The organism is Rhizobium sp. TRM95796 (genome assembly GCF_025779995.1).
In the GTDB taxonomy this organism is placed as follows: domain Bacteria; phylum Pseudomonadota; class Alphaproteobacteria; order Rhizobiales; family Rhizobiaceae; genus Rhizobium_E.
This window is the reverse complement of the sequence record NZ_JAOXHE010000001.1, coordinates 1,125,613-1,144,135: the sequence shown is the minus strand read 5'-3', so window position 1 is coordinate 1,144,135 and position 18,523 is coordinate 1,125,613. Positions and strand designations below refer to the sequence as shown.

14 protein-coding genes are annotated in these 18,523 nt (G+C 62.5%); 4 read left to right on the top strand and 10 right to left on the bottom strand.

Annotation, left to right across the window (positions count from 1 at the left end; translation table 11 throughout):
- Window positions 1-43: 43 nt before the first annotated feature.
- From OCK01_RS05415 to OCK01_RS05375, 9 genes are all read right to left on the bottom strand, one after another.
- Window positions 44-3,370 carry a DUF2126 domain-containing protein gene (locus tag OCK01_RS05415; RefSeq protein ID WP_263823009.1) on the bottom strand — a complete coding sequence of 1,109 codons (3,327 nt, stop codon included), beginning with the start codon at window positions 3,368-3,370 and terminating at the stop codon, window positions 44-46.
- A gap of 111 nt (window positions 3,371-3,481) precedes the next feature.
- Window positions 3,482-4,156 (bottom strand): dimethylsulfoniopropionate lyase, encoded by a 675-nt coding sequence (locus OCK01_RS05410; protein WP_263823008.1) that lies wholly within the window; start codon window positions 4,154-4,156, stop codon window positions 3,482-3,484.
- Window positions 4,156-5,106, bottom strand: coding sequence for an agmatinase (gene speB / locus OCK01_RS05405; protein WP_263823007.1), 951 nt, complete (start codon window positions 5,104-5,106; stop codon window positions 4,156-4,158). The genes OCK01_RS05410 and speB overlap by 1 nt, the downstream gene beginning before the upstream one ends.
- A gap of 178 nt (window positions 5,107-5,284) precedes the next feature.
- On the bottom strand, window positions 5,285-6,898 hold the full coding sequence (locus OCK01_RS05400) for a 5-guanidino-2-oxopentanoate decarboxylase (RefSeq protein ID WP_263823006.1): 1,614 nt from the start codon (window positions 6,896-6,898) through the stop codon (window positions 5,285-5,287).
- Between the two features lie 62 nt (window positions 6,899-6,960).
- Window positions 6,961-7,767 carry an ABC transporter permease gene (locus tag OCK01_RS05395; protein WP_182828641.1) on the bottom strand — a complete coding sequence of 269 codons (807 nt, stop codon included), beginning with the start codon at window positions 7,765-7,767 and terminating at the stop codon, window positions 6,961-6,963.
- A 9-nt stretch (window positions 7,768-7,776) separates the two neighbouring features.
- Window positions 7,777-8,601 carry an ABC transporter permease gene (locus OCK01_RS05390; RefSeq protein WP_182828642.1) on the bottom strand — a complete coding sequence of 275 codons (825 nt, stop codon included), beginning with the start codon at window positions 8,599-8,601 and terminating at the stop codon, window positions 7,777-7,779.
- Window positions 8,602-8,774: 173 nt separating this feature from the next.
- On the bottom strand, window positions 8,775-9,890 hold the full coding sequence (locus OCK01_RS05385; protein ID WP_263823005.1) for an ABC transporter substrate-binding protein: 1,116 nt from the start codon (window positions 9,888-9,890) through the stop codon (window positions 8,775-8,777).
- A gap of 68 nt (window positions 9,891-9,958) precedes the next feature.
- Window positions 9,959-11,032, bottom strand: coding sequence for an ABC transporter ATP-binding protein (locus OCK01_RS05380; protein WP_263823004.1), 1,074 nt, complete (start codon window positions 11,030-11,032; stop codon window positions 9,959-9,961).
- Between the two features lie 79 nt (window positions 11,033-11,111).
- Window positions 11,112-12,044 carry a LysR substrate-binding domain-containing protein gene (locus tag OCK01_RS05375; protein ID WP_263823003.1) on the bottom strand — a complete coding sequence of 311 codons (933 nt, stop codon included), beginning with the start codon at window positions 12,042-12,044 and terminating at the stop codon, window positions 11,112-11,114.
- Window positions 12,045-12,190: 146 nt separating this feature from the next.
- Between OCK01_RS05375 and OCK01_RS05370 the strand changes: the two genes are divergently transcribed.
- Genes OCK01_RS05370 through OCK01_RS05355 form a run of 4 tightly spaced genes read left to right on the top strand, consistent with a single transcriptional unit; the run spans window position 12,191 to window position 17,363 of the window.
- Complete coding sequence (locus OCK01_RS05370; protein ID WP_263823002.1) at window positions 12,191-13,762, top strand: amidohydrolase; 1,572 nt, start codon at window positions 12,191-12,193, stop codon at window positions 13,760-13,762.
- A gap of 49 nt (window positions 13,763-13,811) precedes the next feature.
- Window positions 13,812-14,735 (top strand): dimethylarginine dimethylaminohydrolase family protein, encoded by a 924-nt coding sequence (locus OCK01_RS05365; RefSeq protein WP_263823001.1) that lies wholly within the window; start codon window positions 13,812-13,814, stop codon window positions 14,733-14,735.
- Window positions 14,736-14,752: 17 nt separating this feature from the next.
- Window positions 14,753-15,901 (top strand): alpha-hydroxy acid oxidase, encoded by a 1,149-nt coding sequence (locus OCK01_RS05360; protein WP_263823000.1) that lies wholly within the window; start codon window positions 14,753-14,755, stop codon window positions 15,899-15,901.
- 7 nt (window positions 15,902-15,908) lie between these two features.
- Entirely contained in the window at window positions 15,909-17,363 is a 1,455-nt protein-coding gene (locus tag OCK01_RS05355; protein WP_263822999.1) for an FAD-binding oxidoreductase, read from the top strand.
- A gap of 23 nt (window positions 17,364-17,386) precedes the next feature.
- On the opposite strand, the gene OCK01_RS05350 is transcribed toward OCK01_RS05355, so the two are convergent.
- A complete protein-coding gene (locus OCK01_RS05350; protein ID WP_263822998.1) occupies window positions 17,387-18,226 on the bottom strand; it encodes a sulfotransferase family protein in 840 nt (279 codons plus the stop codon).
- Between the last annotated feature and the right edge of the window lie 297 nt (window positions 18,227-18,523).

Sequence of the window (18,523 nt, the reverse complement as noted above, 5' to 3'; positions counted from 1 at the left end):
GGCTTTGTCGTCCTTCCTGCCGCTCGCTTCAATTCTTGCCAATTCAGACTCCTGGCGGCCTTCTGAGATCCAGCGTCAACGGGAACTCGGGATGAGGTTGCTCGGGCCAGAGCTGATAGAGACCGGCCGTATGCCCCCAGGGTTCGAAGCGCGCCAGCCGCCGGGCCTGCGCTTCATATCCATTGACGGGGAAGGTCTCATAGTTGCGCCCACCGGGATGGGCAACATGATAAATGCAGCCGCCCACCGCCTTCCCCGTCCATTGATCATAAATGTCAAAGGTTAGCGGCGTGTTGACCGGCAAAACCGGATGGATCCCGGCTGCCGGCTGCCAGGCCTTGAACCGCACGCCGGCCACTGCCGGGCCGCCCGCGTGAGTCTGCGTCAACGGCACGGGCCGTCCATTGCAGGCGACAGCGAAGCGTCCGGGATTGGCGGTGTCGAGTTTGACCTGCAGGCGCTCGACGGAGGAATCGACGAAGCGCGCCGTGCCGCCGATCGCGCCGGTCTCGCCTGTCACATGCCAGGGCTCCAGCGCCTGGCGGAGTTCCAGGCGGGCGCCGTCGTAGGAGATTTCGCCATAGAAGGGGAAGCGGAATTCGAGCTGCGCTTCGAACCATTCGGGGCGGAAATCGAAACCATGCTGCCGAAGGTCGGCGAGCACGTCCATGAAATCGGCCCAGACGAAATGCGGCAGCATGAAACGATCATGCAGCGTCGTGCCCCAGCGGGTGAAACCACCCTCGAGCGGCGCTTTCCAGAACCGGGCGATCAAGGCGCGGATCAGCAATTGCTGGGCGAGCGACATGCGCGGCTCGGGCGGCATTTCGAAACCGCGGAATTCGACCAGCCCCAGCCGGCCTGTCGGGCCGTCAGGCGAAAACAGCTTGTCGATGCAGACTTCCGACCGGTGGGTGTTGCCCGACGTGTCGACGAGCAGATTGCGGAACAGACGGTCCACGAGCCAGGGCAGGGGCGGTATGCCCTTGCCGGGCGCGGGCACCTGCGCGAGCGCGATTTCCAGCTCATAGAGCCCGTCATGGCGCGCCTCGTCGATGCGTGGCGCCTGGCTGGTCGGGCCGATGAAAAGGCCTGAGAACAGGTAGGACAGCGACGGATGGCGCTGCCAATAGAGCACGATGCTCTTGAGCAGGTCCGGGCGGCGCAGGAACGGGCTGTCATAGGGCGTGGAGCCGCCGACCACAACGTGATTGCCGCCGCCGGTGCCGGTGTGGCGGCCGTCGATCATGAACTTTTCGGCGCCGAGGCGGCAGAGCCGCGCTTCCTCATAGACGGCGGTGGTGATGTTGACGCAGTCCTTCCAGTTGTGGGCCGGATGGATATTGACCTCAATCACCCCCGGATCGGGGGCGACGCGGATGACATTCAGGCGCTCGTCATGCGGCGGGGTGTAGCCCTCGATATGGACGGGCAGCTTCAGGGCCGCCGCGGCGCGTTCGGCCGAGGCGACGAGATCGAGATATTCCTCGAGCGTCGCGGTCGGCGGCATGAAGACGCAGACGCGGCCGTCGCGCACTTCCACCGAGATCGCGGTGCGCACACGACCGCCGATTTCCTCATAGGACTGGCCGACCGGGCGGTCGCGCAAAGCGATGTCGCGCTGAAAGGAATGCTCGTGCATCACCCGGCCCTTTTCGGTCGAGAAATCCGGCAAAGGCGGCTTCTCGATCATCGGATCGGTGGGATTGATATAGGGATACCAGGAGGGCGAGACATAGGGCAGGGAATTGAGCGGCAGGCGGAAGCCGACGGGGGAGTCGCCTGGCACAAGATAGAGCCGACCACGCCGCGTGCGCCATTGTTCCGACACCCAGGTGCGGCCCGAGACGCGGCCCTGCCAGGCCTGAACCGGCAGGACATAACCCGCCGGCGTCGTCAGGCCATTGGAAAACACCTTGGCGATGCGGCTGCGCTCTTCGGGATCTTTGAGCTTGGAATTGGACGGATCAACATTTTCCGGCAAACGGGCCTCGCGAACGATCCATTCGGCCGGGTCCTCATAGGCAGCCACGACATTGTCGGTCTTGATGTCGAGTTCAACGGCGATGGCCTGCAGCAGCCGACCCGCATCCTCATGCGTGATCTGGTGATCGCGCGTCTCGATGGCGATCAGGCCCGGGTCGTTCCAGATCGGCAATCCGTCGCGGCGCCAATAGAGCGAGAAGGTCCAGCGCGGCAGACTTTCGCCGGGATACCATTTGCCCTGCCCGTAATGCAGGAAGCCGCCTGGGGCGAAGCGGTCGCGCAGGCGGCGGATCAGCGTATCGGCGAGGCCGCGCTTCATCGGTCCGACCGCGCCGGTGTTCCATTCCTCCGCCTGGAAGTCGTCGATGGAGACGAAGGTCGGCTCGCCGCCCATGGTGAGCCTGACATCCTCGGCCTTGAGATAGGCGTCGACCTCTTCGCCGAGTTCGTCGAGCTTTTCCCAGCTGTCTTGCGGGAAAGGCTTGGTGATGCGCGGATGTTCGGAAACGCGCGTCACGGTCATGTCAAAGGCGAATTCCGTCTCCGCCTTGCCGAAATAGCCGCCGGTGATGGGGGCGGCATTCTTGAAATGCGGGGTGGCGGCGAGCGGAATATGACTTTCGCCCGTCAGCAGACCTGATGTGGGATCAAGGCCTACCCAGCCGGCGCCGGGAATATAGACTTCGCACCAGGCGTGCAGATCGGTGAAGTCGACCTCCGTTCCCGAAGGTCCGTCAAGCGCCTTGATGTCGGGCGCGAGCTGGATCAGGTAGCCCGAGACGAAGCGGGCGGCGAAGCCGAGATGGCGCAGGATCTGCACCAGGAGCCAGCCGGTGTCGCGACAGGAGCCTTTACGGGTCTTCAGCGTTTCCTCCGGCTCCTGAACGCCGGGCTCCATGCGGATGACATAGCCGATTTCCTGCTGGAGCCGCGCATTCAGCGCCACCACCATGTCGACGGTGTGCTGGCCTTCCGTCCGATCGAGCGTTTTCAGGAAGGCGTCGAGAAGCGGGCCAGTCGGCTCCGGCTTGCGGTAGATCGACAGGTCTTCGACGAGATCCTCGGAATAGTCGAACGGCCAAGCCTGCGCCGATTCCTCGACGAAAAAGTCGAACGGATTGTAGACGGTCATGTCGGCGACGAGATCGACCTCGATCTTCAGTTCCGTCACCGGTTCCGGGAAGACGAAGCGGGCGAGGTAATTGCCGTAGGGATCCTGCTGCAGATTGACGAAATGATTGGACGGCGTGACTTTCAGCGAATGGCTGAGCACCTTGGTCTTGGAATGCGCCGCCGGTTTGAGACGGATGATCTGCGGGCTCAGGACAACTGGATTGTCGTATGTGTAATGCGTGAGATGATAGATGCTGGCCTTGATCGACATAAGCGCGGTTGTTCCCCTTGTTTGAACAAGAGTTTGTGCAATGCAACGGGGGAAAGCAAGCGGCAATTCCCGCTTGCCAAAAGCAAATTCATCGAGGAGTTCCTGGTCATTTCAGGTGGATAGAGGCTGGTTTTCCGCTTCGACAGCGGCCCAATCGTCACAAAGGATCATTTCCGCCGGGATGTTCACATCCTTCGTCCAGCCATAGACGCAGAGAAATGGAACATTTCCGGAACGAAAAGCATGCGGAGCCCAGGCTTCGTTCCAGACGGGCTCATGCGCCGGCCGCCAATCAAGCGGGTCGCCGGGCTGAAATCGCCAACCGTTCGGGCCGGTAAAGGGCGCGTAGAGCTCTGGGGCGGCGTGTTTGTGATCGCGGTAGAGAATGTTGGGGCCAAAGCCGAAAAGGCCGAGATCGAAATCCTCCGCCTGGATCAGCCCATGTTCGCCGATCAGGATCGTCGCGCAATGATTGGTCGCGTAGGTCTCGCCGATGATCTCACGCGGATAGGGATCATAGGCGCGCCAGTCGAGATAGGGCATGGCGGCGCGGATAGCGCCGGCAAGCGGCGCCTCTCCGTTGGCGGTCATCCAGTCGAGCGCTACGTCGACGTGATCGACGGCGGCGATGCGATGCGGCGTCTTTTCCCGCACCGGCCCGCCGCGGAAACGGCCGATGCCGGCGCGGACGTCTGCGACGCCCACGCTATCGAAACGGCCGAGATATTCATCCAGCGCCGCGATCAGCGCGCGGACAGTCTGTTCGCGGTTCTGGGCAGCAGACATCAGACTATCCTTTTCACGCCCGGCAGAACGCAGAGCATTTCATAGAGGATATTGGCGCCGATCAGCGCGGTGTTGCCCGAGGGGTCGAAAGGCGGGGAGACCTCGACCAAATCGCCGCCGACAATGTTGAGACCGGCTGCGCCGCGGACGATTTCCAGCGCCTGCCAGGTGGTCAGCCCGCCGACTTCGACCGTGCCGGTGCCCGGCGCGAAAGCGGGGTCGAGGCTGTCGATGTCATAGGTGAAATAGACGGGCGCGTCGCCGATCTTGGCCCTGACATCGGCCATCAGCGGCGTCATGGATTTGCCCCAGCAATCCTCGGCCTGCACCACCGTCCAGCCCTTGGAGCGGCCCCAGTTGAAATCGTCGGGCGAATAGCCGGAGCCGCGCAGGCCGATCTGGAAGACCTTGTCGTTGATCAGCAGGCCGTCGTCATAGGCGCGGCGGAAGGGCGTGCCATGGGCGATCTTCTCGCCGAACATCTCGTCATTGATGTCGGCATGGGCGTCGATATGGATCAGCGCCACAGGGCCGTGTTTCTTGGCGATGGCGCGGAGGATTGGATAGGTCAGCGTATGATCGCCGCCCAGCGTTAGCGGGATGCAGTCATGACTGAGGATCTCGTCATAGGCTGCGGTGATGATGTCCACCGTCTTCTTGAGGTCGAAGGTGTTGATGGCGACATCGCCGATATCGGCCACCTGCAGACTGTCGAAGGGGGCTGCGCCGGTCGCCATATTGTAGGGCCGGATCATGCAGCTTTCCTGGCGGATCTGGCGCGGCCCGAGCCGCGTGCCGGAGCGGTTGGACGCGCCGATGTCGAGCGGTATTCCGACGAAGCAGACATCGAGGCCTTCGGCCGTGGCTTGCGTGGGCAGGCGCATCATGGTCGAGGGGCCGCCGAAGCGCGGCATCTCATTGCCGCCGAGGGGTTGGTTGAACTGGGTCATGCTGTTCTTCCTTGTCAACTTTTGTTCCCTCCCCAACCCCTCCCACAAGGGGAGGGGCTTAACCTGCCGTGCTCTCAGTCGTCCTACAACCCTTAATGCAAAGCCGGCAGCAATTGGTGAGACAGTTTCGGCCAGGCTAGCCCCTCCCCCTTGTGGGGAGGGGTTGGGGAGGCGTGTTTTATGCGATCGCCTTCATCGCCTGATCCCGCACCTCCGGGCCAAACAGAACCAGCGTCGGCTCGGTGTTCCTGGCGGCGGCTTCGACGAGGTCGAAGAGATCGTCGAGCGTGTCGGCGCGGGCGGTCTCCCAGCCATAGGCCTGGCCGAGCGCGAGGAAATCCGGGGTGAACAGATCGACGCCCAGCGGCGGGATGTTCTGCGACACCATATAGGACTTGATCTCGCCATAGCCCTTGTTGTCGTAGAGCAGCAGGGTGATCGGCAGGCGCGCTTCCATGGCGGAGGCCATTTCGGCGATGGCGAATTGCACGCCGCCGTCGCCGGCGAGCGCGATGACCGGGCGTTCCGGGGCCGCGCGCTTGGCGCCGATGGCGGCCGGCAGGCCGTAGCCGAGCGTGCCGTAACCGGTGGCCGAGTTGAACCAGGAGCCGGGCGCCGCCGAAGCGAAACCGAGATTGCCGGCATAGACGAGCTGGGTGGAATCGCCGACGAAGATGGCGTCGGGGAGCCGGTCGCGGATGGTCTCGAGGATCCTGAGATCGCCGAGCATCTGCGGCGAGACATCCTGGTTGGGATTGGAGGCGACATGGGCCGCGCGGGCAGAGCCGTCGCGCGATGCGGGCTCGACGAGGGCGGCCAAGTGGCTGGCGGCTTCGGCGCTGTCGGCGACGATGCCGATTTCGGGCAGGATGGTGCGCATGATCTGGGTCGGGTCGATGTCGACGCGGATCAGGCGGCCCGGTATCGTGAAGAAGCCGTCCTCATACATGTCGTAATCGGTCGGGCCGAATTCGGTGCCGATGGCCAGCACCAGGTCGGAGGCCTCGATCATCTGCCGCGTGGCGGAATAGCTCGCCGAGAGCGACACGGCGAGGGGATGGCCGACGGGCAGAAGACCGCGGGCGTTGGTGGTCATGACCACCGGGGCATCGAGCATTTCGGCGAGCGAGCGTATTTCCTCGGCTGCGCACACGGCGCCGCCGCCGGCGAGTATCACGGGGCTTTTTGCGGCGTTCAGCAACTCCGCAGCGGCGGCGATGTCATCGGATTTCGCTTCGGGGCGGCTGAGGCGTGGGATGGAGCGGGGAACGGTCAGATGTTCGGCGGAGGCCAGCATCACATTGATCGGCAGTTCGATATGCACGGGGCGGGGCCGGGCGCTGTCGAAGACGGCGAAAGCGCGGGCCAGCGCCGGGGCGAGTTCCTCGGGCCGGTTGACGGTGTAGCTGAAGGCGGCGACGTTTTCGACCAGCGCCCGCTGGTTCGGCAATTCATGCAGCCAGCCTTCGCCAGAACCCATGCGGCCGTGGCTGTTGACGGTCGAGATCACCAGCATGGGGATGGAATCGCCATAGGCCTGGCCCATGGCGGTGACGATATTGGTCATGCCCGGGCCGGTGATGATGAAGCAGACGCCCGGCTTGCCCGAGACGCGGGCGTAACCGTCGGCCATGAAGCCGGCGCCCTGTTCGTGCCGGGGGGTGATGTGGGTGATCGAACTGCCGGCGAGGCCGCGATAGAGCTCCACCGTATGCACGCCCGGAATGCCGAACACCGTGTCGACGCCATAGGCTTCCAGAAGCCTGGTGAGATACATGCCCGTGCTGATCACGTCGCGCTCCCTTGCTGCGAGTCTGTTATTCTACAATTGTATAATTTCACGGCGACGGCAAGTCAGGCGGCGGGCTTTTTGTCGCCGCTCGACAGGACCGTCTTCACCAGCACGCCGATCACCACCAGCACGATGAGGATCACCGAGATCGCGGCGATGGCGGGGTCGATATTGTCGCGCAGGCCCATCCACATCATGCGCGGCAGGGTGACGGCGTTGACCGAGGTGATGAACAGCGTAACCCCGATCTCTTCCCAGGAGAGAACGAAACCCATGAAGGCGGCGGTGATCACGCCGAAGCGGATATTCGGCAGAATGACTTTGAAGACGCGCGTGAACACGCCGGCGCCGAAACCGCGCGCTGCCAAATCGATGCGCCGGTCGACCTGCGACAGCGCCACCAGGATCAGCACCACGCCATAGGGCGCGATCATCACGGCATGGGCCAGCGCCACGCCGAGCGGCGTGTCATAGCCGATCCAGTCGTTGAGTTTCGACAGCGAAGTCAGGAAGAAATACAGCGTGATGGCCGAGACGACCGGCGGCGCCACCATCGGTATCAGCACGAAACCGATCAGGATGCTGGAGAACCACGGGCGGAACATCCAGACGCCGAGCGCGAAGGCGAGCGCCATCGCGGTCGCGAAGGCCGTGCTCATCAGCGCGATGGTGAGCGACAGCCAGGCTGCCTGAGCCCATGCCGGATTGGTGACGAGCGCCTGGTAATGCCTGAGCGACCAGACGCCGCTCGGCATCGACAGGAAGCGGGCAGGGGTGAAGGACACCGGCGCGACCGCGATCAGCGGCATCAGCAGAAAGATCGCGACGAAGGCGGCGGCGATGACGGCGAGGGTTGAAGGCTTATACATGGCGCGACCTCACTTGAGCATGCCGCTGGGGCGCGCATAGCGCATCAGCAGGGACAGCAGCAGGCCGACGACGATCATCATCAACACGCTGATCGCCGCGCCCAATCCCCAGTCGGGGCTCTGGAAAATGCGGAGATAGATGAGTTCCGCCGCCATCACGGAGCGGCCGCCGCCGAGGATCGCGGGCGTGATGAAAAAGCCGAGCGCGAAGACGAAGGTGAGGATGGCCGCGCCGAGAATGCCGGCGCCTGTCATCGGCAGATAGACCTGCCAGAACACCCGTCTCGGCGTCGCGCCCATGCCGCGCGCGGCGAGCAGCACGCGTTCGTCGAGATTGCGCATGGCCGAGGCGATCGGGAAAACGGCGAAGGGAATGAGGAAATGCGCCATGCCGAGCACGACGCCAAATTCGTTGCGCACCATGGTCAGCGGTTCGGAAATGACGCCGAGTTGGGTAAGCCAGGTGTTGAGCAATCCGCGATTGGAAAGCAGCGCCACCCAGCCGAAGGCGCGGGTCAGGACCGAGATCCAGAACGGAATGAGGATGCAGAGCTCCATCGCCAGCCGCTGACCGGGCGTGCCGCGCACCCAGATATAGCTGATCGCATAAGCCGCGGTGACGGCGACCAGAGTGACGATCAGGCAAATGCGGAAGGTGCGCACCATCACCGACAGGATCAAGGGATCGGTCGCAGCGGCGGCATAGTTCTGAAGACCCGGCTCCGGAAGGGTCACGCTCCATTCCAGCACGCCGAGAAACGGCATTACATAGGCCGCCGCCAGGAACAGTATCAGCGGGCCGATTAGGACGAAAGGCTTGAGACTGTGCGGCATGGGGCTGGGTCCGGGACTTGGGAAATGTTGATGACGGCCCCTCATCCGGCTGCCGCCACCTTCTCCCCGCGCGCGGGGAGAAGGACGATTTGGCTATGCAGGCGCTTCATCTCCCTTCTTCCCGCCTGCGGGGAGAAGGTCCCGGCAGGGGGATGAGGGGCGAGCCGCCGACGTCAGGCCGAAATAATCTTGGTGTAGGCGTCAAGCGCCGGACCGTAATTGGTTTCGTACCAGCCCATGTCGAGCGCGATCTGCTTCTTCATGTTTTCGGGATCGACCGGGTTGAGGCGCTTCTTGTCCTCGGCGACCAGTTCGTCGGCCGCCGGGTTGGCCGGGCCCTGGCCGAGCATGTCGAACATGACGATCTGCTTTTCCGGATCCTGGGCGGAGGCGATGAACTTCATGGCGGTGTCCTTGCCGCCTGGATTGCCCTTCACCACGCCCATGGCGCCGGGCGAGATCAGGCCCTGGTCCCAGACGAACTTGATCGAGCCGCCGGAATCCTGTTCGATCAGGCCGGCGCGGGTCGACCAGATCAGCGCCATGGACGCTTCGCCGTTCAGCAGCACAGACTGGCTTTCGGCGCCGCCGCCCCAATAGGAAACGACATTGTCCTTGAAGGCCGCGAGCTTCTTGTGAGCGCGATCGAGATCGAGCGGGTAGAGCTTGTCGGGCGTCACGCCGTCGGCGAGGAGGGCTGCTTCCCACATGCCGGCGCCCCATTTGTAGAGCGAGCGCTTGCCGGGAAATTTCTCGACGTCGAAGAAGTCGGCCATGCCGGTCGGGACCTTGTCGCCGAATTTCGAGGCGTCATAGGCGATGATGTAGGAGAAGAAATAGGTCGAGGCCGCATATTTCCAGCCGAAGCCGGGGCGCATCTTGTTCTTGTCGACGATCGCATAGTCGATCTCTTCCATCATGCCCTTCTTGCCGAGCGCTTCGGCGGAGAAGGGATCGACGTCGACGATGTCCCAGCTCGGCTTGCCGCCCTTGACCTGCGCTTCGATCGCGCCTTCGGTCGGGCCGGAGCCGTCCTGCTTCACGGTGACGCCCGCTTCCATCAGGAAAGGCTGCCCGTAGGCGGCGTCATAGGCCGTGCCGGCGTCGCCGCCCCAGTTGACGAAGACCAGTTCGTTGGCGGCCGCTTCAGCGCCCTTGGCCCGCAGCGCGAGCGGCGCGCCTGCCAGCAGGAAGGCGGCGATCTGGGTAAAGCGGCGGCGCGAAATCTCCCCCCGCGCGGCTTTGGCTTCCAATATGTCCAGGCAATCTCTTTCGAATTTATCAGTCATGTCGTTCACCTCTGTTTTATGGTTCTGGCAGGCGCATTCCCTCGGGCCGCTCGGGCCCGGCCGGAAACTCAGAGAAAATAGCCGCGCTCTTCCGGCCAGCCCGCGAAGGCGCGGGCTCCGGGCGCGAAATCGGCTGGCGTCAGATGGGTCGGCAATTCCGCGACGAGCGTCGCGCCGTCGCCGGTCACGGTGGAAAAGCGGGTGACGCCGCCGAGATAGGTCGAAGACGTGATGGTCACCGGCAGGGCGTTGCCCTGCGTTTCCCGCGTCTGCGTCAGGGAGATATATTCCGGCCTGACGGCGATGGTGTTCGACAAAGCGCCGGCGTCGGGCGCCAGGCGGACGATTTCGCCGGCGCAGCGCGCCACATAGCCGTCGCCGCTGAAGATGGCGTCGGTGACCGGGAGAATGTTGATGTCGCCGAGGAATTCGGCGACGAAACGGTTGGCGGGCCGGTCGTAGATCTCGCGCGGCGGCGCCACCTGCTGCAATTGTCCATGGTTGAAGATCGCGACCCGGGTCGACAGCGCCAGCGCTTCCGTCTGGTCATGCGTCACGAAGACGAAGGTGGTGCCGGTTTCCTTGTGCAGCCGGCGCATCTCCTCCTGCATCGAGCCGCGCAAATTCTTGTCGAGCGCCGAGAAAGGTTCGTCGAGCAGGAGAACGGACGGTTCGAAGGCGAGCGCGCGTGCGAGCGCCACGCGCTGCTGCTGCCCGCCCGAGAGATCCGCAGGACGCTTTTTCTCGTGGCCGCGCAGGCCGACGGTGTCGATCATCTGGTCGACGCGGGCCTTGATTTCCGAGCCGCTCCGGCCCTGAACCTGCAGAGGGAAGGCGATGTTCTTCTCGACCGACATATGGGGAAACAGCGCATAGCCCTGAAACACCATGCCGAAGCCGCGCTTTTCTGCGGGAAGACGGGTGATGTCGACGCCGTCGCGCGTCAGCGTTCCAGAACTCGCCTCGACGAAGCCGGCGAGGATCATCAGGAACGTCGTCTTGCCCGAGCCCGAAGGACCCAGCAGCGTCAGGAATTCTCCGCGCCCGATGGTCAAGGACACATCGTCGAGCGCTTTGAAATCACCGTAAGTCTTCCCGATTCCTTGAGCGGAAAGTTCTGCCGCCCGTCTCGCAGTCTGCATCGCTGTTCCCTTTTTTTGGGGAGCCTATGGGTGATGCGGCGCTTGCACAAACGAAATCTTTTCGCCCTACCGACAAATTTCATTCACCTATAATGCGATCGGCGCCCCACAGCCTTCGCTGCGCTGCATCATTTTTCATCACCTCCGATTTCAACCAGGACGAAAAGGCGGCGACGGTCTGATTGTCGGCTTTGGCTTCGGAAACGACGAGGTAATAGGCGCGGCTCGACTGGATGTTGAGGTCGAAGGGGCGGACCAGATGGCCGAGATCCATTGCGCTGCGGCAAATGAATTCATCGCCCATCGCCACGCCTTGTCCCGCCATGGCGGCGGCATAGACGAGGTTCATGTCGGAGAAGAGGATGCCGCTCTGCGCCAGCGACCTGTCCAGCCCCGCCTGCGTCAGCCACAATTCCCAATCCTCGTGGTCGACGAGATGCAGCAGGGTCAGCTTGCCGATATCCGCCGGACCCGACAGGGCGGCGCCCTTGTTGAGGAGAACCGGGCTGCAGAGCGGCGTAAACTCCACCTCCGCCAGCAGCTCCACCTGCATATCCGGCCAATGGCCATGGCCGAAGGCGATGAACACGTCGACGTCGGGATTGGAGACGTCGTCGAGGCGGCCGGGCGTGGTGATGGACAGGCGAACGTCGGGATGGATGTCCTTGAAGCCGCCCACCTGGGCGCAGAGCCAGCTGGAAGCGAAGCCGGGAGGGCAGGAGACTTTCACCGAGCCGGTGACGCCGCGATTGGCGTGGCGCGCCGCAGAGCCGGCGATGGTGGTCAGCGCCTTGCGCACATCCAGCGCGTAACCCAGGCCCTGCTCGGTCAGCTCGACCTTCGTGCCGATGCGGTTGAGGAGTTGAAAGCCGAGATCGCGTTCGAGCAGCCGCAATTGGTGGCTCACCGCCGACCGTGTGAGGTTGAGCTCGTCGGCCGCCTTCCAGACGGAGCCGTGGCGGGCGAAGCTTTCCAACGCGCGTAGCGCCTGCGTAGAGGGAATGCGGGTCATGATCGATCTCCCATGATGCCCCAAGGCTAGCCAAATCTTGGGCAATGGTGAACCGAATTTGCATGAGGCCGGAAAACAATTCACTTTTTCGAATAAGCGAGTTGCGCTGTAGTGCCCATCGACGAATTTCCCAAGGAGAAGCGGCCATGGCCGACACGGCGGCGCAAGCCCACGCCCTAGCCCAGATCGATGCGACGGCGTCGACGCGTTCGACCTGGACGTCGACGATCTTCGACTTCGGCGAGACGGCCTGGCGCGAATATCGCTCCGCCGAATGGTATGTGAAGACGCTTCGTGCGCATGGCTTTTCCGTCGAGGAAGGCTCCGCCGGCATGCCGACCGCGTTTGCTGCGCAATGGAGCAATGGCCCCGGCCCCTCGCTGGGGCTCTACGCCGAATATGACGCGGTGCCCGGCAATTGCCAGGCGGCGTCGGTCGAGAAGCGGCCGCGCGAGGGCCTGAGCGTTCATGCCGGCGGGCATACCGATCCGCATTCCGGCCTGGGCACGGCGGGTCTGGCTGCGCTTCTCGCGATCAAATCGGCGATGGAGCGGCATGACATCAAGGGAACGCTGCGCTTCACCGGCGAGCCGGCCGAAAAGGTGCGCGGCTCCAAGCCCATCCATGCCGCCAGGGGCTATTACGACGGTCTCGACGCCATGCTGTCCTTCCACCCGTTCTATATGCTGCCGATGTGCAACACGGTGCGGCTGGAGACGCATTGCGGCGCCGCCTATTCGATGATCTATCGCTTCCTCTGCGACGAGCCGGAAGGCTGGGGCCGTTCCGACGGCGCGCCGATCCCGCAGGCGCATTCCGCCGTCCGCGCGCCGGGCGCCAATGACGCGCTGATGCTGATGTATATGTCCTCCAAAGGCCTGCGCGAATCCATGCTGCCGCATATGGGCGGCTGGTCGGTCTCCGAAGCGATTCTCACAGCCGGACAGGCGACGGCCGACAATCTGCCGGCCGGCCTCGCCGAGATCCAGTACATGCTGCGCATGCCCACGATCGACATGGCCGAGCAGGTGATCGCCGTGCTCGACCGCAACGCCGAGGCGGCGGCAAAGATGTCCGGCTGCCGGGTCGAGCGTCACTGGGTGTGCAAATCGCGCCCCGGCCTGCCCAATCTGGCTTTGGCCGGAACGGTGTGGGAGACGATAAAGTCTGTCGGCGCCCCGCAGTGGGACGAGCAGGCGCGCGAGATCGCTCGCGCCGTGCAGAAGAATTGCGGCGTCGAGCCGATGGATAATCCCTTTCTCGACGAATGCGAGCGGCTGATCGATCCCGAGGAGGCCGAGGCGATCCTGAGGCGGGATCTCGCGCCGTCGCAGACGCATTCGACGTCCGACGATTACACCGATATGAGCTGGCACGCGCCGCTCGCCCGCTTCTACATCGCCCGCCCCACGCTCAAGGGCCCCAATGGATTTCGCTATCCGGCCTGGGCGATGAATGCGCTCGGCGGCATCCCCGAGACCATCGACCCCATGGTGACGACGGCTGCGAAGGTGCTGGCGCATGCGGGCCTGCGCATTCTCGAAGACCCCGCCGCGCGCGCCGCCGCCAGGGCCGAGTTCGAGACCCGCACCGGCGGAGGCGTCGGCGGCGACCGCTGGCTCGCTCCGCTCTGCGACTACGACCCGCCCATCCAGTTCCGTTGGCCCGAATATGTCGAGACGCCGCGCGGCCGCGACTGGTGGATACCTTCTCTTTGAACCTGCGCCCTTTTGAACCTTGCCCCCGTCAACCCAGGAGAACCCGATCATGACCAGCCCTTTCAACGAGCCTTTCTCGCTTCAGCGCCGCAGCCTCACCGGAAACACGCCCAGGCTGACCACCTGGGGTTTCCAGAACGAAACCGATCCCCTGACCGACGTGCTGCTCGGCTCCCCGGCCTATCTGCGCCACATGGCGACCAGTTCGCTGTCGCGCAAGCATCTGCGCGAAAACCCCTGCAACATTCAGACAGCCCAGGCGCAGCACAAGGAACTGGTGTCGGCCTATGAGCATTTCGGCGTGCGCATTCACTGGCATGAGCCGACGCCGGAATTGCCGATGCAGGTTTATAGCCGCGATTCCTCGGTGATGACCCCTTATGGCGCGATCATCACCGCCATGGCGCAATGGTGGCGGCGCGGCGAAAATTACGCCGCCATCCGCACCTATGAAAAGCTCGGCATACCCATCTACGACATGGTCACCGCCGGCACGTTCGAAGGCGGCGATTTCAACGTCATCGAAGACGGCGTGGTGCTGATCGGCTGCGGCGGCGCCCGCACCCAGGAAGAGGGCGCGCGCCAGGTGAAGGAATGGTTCGACAAGGAAGGCTGGGAAACGCGGCTTGCCTTCATCGACGAATATTACGTGCATATCGACCTGATGGTGGTGCCGATCGCCGAGAAGCTGACCGCCGTCTGCCTTGACTGCACCGATCCCGCGATCGTAACTTGGCTCAAGGACAAGGGGCATGAGATCGTCAACGTGCCGTTCCAGGACACGATGGCGCTCGGTTGCAACTTCATGTCGCTCGGCAAGGACCGCATCATCGCCCCCACCACGAGCAAGACGCTGATCGAGCAGTTGAAGGCGCGGGGCTTCGAAGTGGCCGCCGTCGACACCAGCGAGATTTCCAAGACCGGCGGCGGCATCCACTGCATGGCGCAAGCCCTGAAGCGCGAAGCCGCCTGATAGACAGGAAGGCATTGATGGCCGATTTGAGCCGGCGCTTCCCCTCGGTGGCGCATATGAAGGAAGAAGCCCGGACACGCATTCCGGGCTTCGCCTGGGACTATATGACCGGCGGCATCGGCCCGGAAGAGAATGTCCGGCGCAATGTGGATGATCTCCAGTCGGTGCTGATGACGCCGCGCTATCTGAATGGCGAGGCGGATATTCCGCTGATCTCGACATCGTTGTTAGGCGCGCAATTGGATGCGCCGTTCGGCGTCGCCCCGATGGGGCTCAACGGCTTGATCTGGCCGGGCTGCGAAAAGCCGATCGCCGATGCGGCCCGCGCCCACAACATCGTACATGTGCTGTCGACGCATGCGACGCAATCGCTCCAAGACATGAAGCGGCATTCGGGCGGCAATGGCTGGTTTCAGCTCTATCCGCCCAATGACCCGCAGATGGAGAGCGATCTCATCCGCAAGGCGCGCGAGGCGGGCTATCAGGTGCTGGTCGTCACCGTCGACATTCCAGCGCCCACGCGGCGCGATCGCGACATCCGCAACGGGCTCTCGGTGCCGCCGCAGATTACCGCGCGAACGCTGGCGCATGTGCTGGCGCGACCGCGCTGGCTCATGCGGCTCGCCCGGCATGGCATGCCGCATTTCCGCAATCTCGAACCCTATGCGCCGCCAAGCCTGAGCATCACCCAGCTCGGGACTTTTCTGGGCGAGATCCTGTCGGGGCACATTACCGCCGAGCGGTTCAAGCGCATTCGCGACCAATGGCCGGGCAAGCTCGTCGTCAAGGGCGTGCTCGATCCCGATGAGGCGGCCGCCTATATGGCCTCCGGCGCCGATGGCGTAATCGTCTCCAATCATGGCGGACGCCAGCTCGACGCCGCGCCGTCCTCCGCCGCCATGCTGCCCAAGGTCCGGGCGAAGCTCGGGCCGGACGCGCTGGTGATGGTCGATGGCGGTGTTCGCTCCGGCCTCGACATCGCCCGGATGATCGCGCTGGGGGCGGATTACGTCTTTCTCGGAAGGCCTTTCCTGTTCGCTGCGGCGGTCAGCGACGAGGGGCCGGCGCATCTGATCGACGTGCTGAAACAGGAATTGTTCGGCACGATGCAGCAGGTAGGCGCGGCGAGGCTTTCGGATCTTCCCTCCTTTTTCCATCATGCCTGAGACTGTCATGACCCAGCCGTTCGACCCTTTGTTGCAGGATCTTCTCGATGTGCTGGGCGAGGGCGTCGTGTTCAGCGGAGACCAAATACCCGGCAAGGCGAAGTCCGACGAAAGCCGCACCGGGCGCGCCATGCCTGCGATCTATCTCCGGCCGCGCACGGCGGTGGAGGTGGCGGACGCTTTGCGGCTCTGCAACGCGGCGCGCCGACCGGTCACCATTCAGGGCGGCATGACCGGGCTTGCCGGCGGCGCCAATCCGGACGGCGGCGACGTGGCGTTGTCGCTCGATCGCCTGGCCGGCGTCGAGGAGATCGACCGCGACGCCGGCGCGATGACGGTATGGGCGGGAACGGTGCTGGAGACGGCGCAGAAGGCGGCGGAAGAGGCCGGTTTTTTGCTGCCGATCGACCTCGGCGCGCGGGGCTCCTGCCAGATCGGCGGCAATCTCGCCAACAATGCCGGCGGCATCCGCGTCATCTCCCACGGCGTGACGCGCGACAATGTGCTCGGCCTCGAAGCGGTCCTCGCCGATGGAACGGTGATCTCCTCGCTCAACAAGATGCAGAAGAACAATACCGGATATGATCTCAAGCAGTTGTTCATCGGCTCGGAAGGCACGCTCGGCGTCATCACCCGCGCCGTTCTGAAGCTCAAGCCGATCGGCGAGGGCCGTGAAACCTGCCTCTGCGCGGTAGAGAGTTACGAGGCGGCGGTGTCGCTTCTGCATGCCGCGCGCAAGGACATGGCGGGCTTGTCGGCGTATGAGGTGATGTGGCGAAACTTTTTCGATTTCAGCTCCAAGGCGGAAGGATTGCGCTTCTTCGAGGAGACCCCGCCCTTCGTGGTGTTGATCGAGCAGACCGGCGCAGCCTCGATCGAAGCGTTTCTGGAGGCCTCATTCGAACAGGGCCTGATTGCAGACGCCGTGATCGCGCAATCGGAAAAGCAGAGGCTGGACGTCTGGAAAGTGCGGGAAGGCTATGCGCTCGACCATCTGCCGGACCTGATGAATTACGACGTCAGCCTGCCGATCGGCGATCTCGACGCGTATGCTCGAGAGGTGACCGACGACATCCTTGCCGATTATCCGGAAGCGCATGTTTCGGTCTTCGGCCATATGGGCGACAGCAATATCCATCTCTGCATCTCCGTCGGCCAGGCCGGCGAGGCCGAGCATAACGCGGTCGATGGCATCGTCTACGACCATGTTCGCCGCTTCAAGGGCGCAGTCTCGGCCGAACACGGAGTCGGTCGGTTGAAACGCGCCTATCTCGGCCATAGCCGCAGTCCAGAAGAGATCGCCCTGATGCGCCGCATCAAGGCGGCGCTCGACCCCAACGGAATCCTCAATCCCGGCCGGGTGCTGCCAGCGAGCGAAGGCGACGATTCCGGGCGATCTGTGAGCGTCCGAACGACCGTCCAGAACAAAGAGAGACGCCGGCGCCGATTTGATCCGTCGTGAGCGTCGGCGCGGATCTGCGGGCGTCAGCGCGTTTGTTCGAAGAAATCTCGACCGAATTCGCTGATCAAAAACTCCTTGGCCGGGGCGGTTTGCTGCACCAGCTTATCCGTCACCCAATCCGGGATCTCGATCTTCTGGCTCACGTTCACACCTTCCTCGGCCGCGACATAATTGCCGAACCGCGGCGCTCCGATAAAATCTTCGATCGTGGTCAACAGGGTTTCGGGCTCGTTCTTGAGCATTGCGAACGGCAGGAACAGAAGGCGATCCGTACCGGCTGCGTTCTTCCAGTTGGGGATGCTGCGGTGGTACAGGCCGCGGGGGCCTTGCCGCATATGATGAAGGAAACGCCGCCATGACGTCTCGTCGATTGTAGTTAATTTGCTCCTCTCCGCAGTCATTCTGATCTGAGAAACGGCGCGAGCAAGTGGATCGCGAATGATCGCAATGAATTTGGCATCTTTCAGCATTTTTGCTGCTTTTTCGACCCTGGGCTTTTCCATGTCCAGGTAGGCAGGTGTTATTTCTCCAGAAATCCTCTCAAATGCAGTTCTGTGATCAAATATTCTGCTGTACCATGAGTCCTTTAGGAAATCATCCGACGCAAGAGAGGTTAAATAGTTCAATTCATAAACATATTCATCATTTTCAACTTCCGGTTTCGCCTTTTTATGCTTCTGAATTGCTCGCTTGTATCTGTTAAAATTCTCAGAAAATGATTTTTTATTATCAATTGATCTATCAAAGAAATGTATTTCTTTTACAGGAGGTAGCCATATATCTGGATGTTGTTTCAGCATATGGTGCAGCCATGTGGTGCCTGCTTTCTGTGCGCCGATGCAAAGAAAGTTTGGAAGACCCATAATCGTTTCCTTTTACACTAAAATATCCGGACGGTTTTATGATTGATTCCGAGAGGAAGTCTGTCAAACAGAAAACAAAAATATAGACATATAAATATGCTATACTAAAATATTGAAATTAAAATTGCGATCATATCCATCTTTTGTTGATATTTTCAATATCAGATTTATATTTATTATGTTAAAAACTTTACATTACTTCGTGAAAGATGAAATTCCTAAAATTATTGAATTATAAAATTAGTTGATTGCACTTTTTGATTTTGCTGTGGCTTCCGAAGCCGCGAACAACTTTTG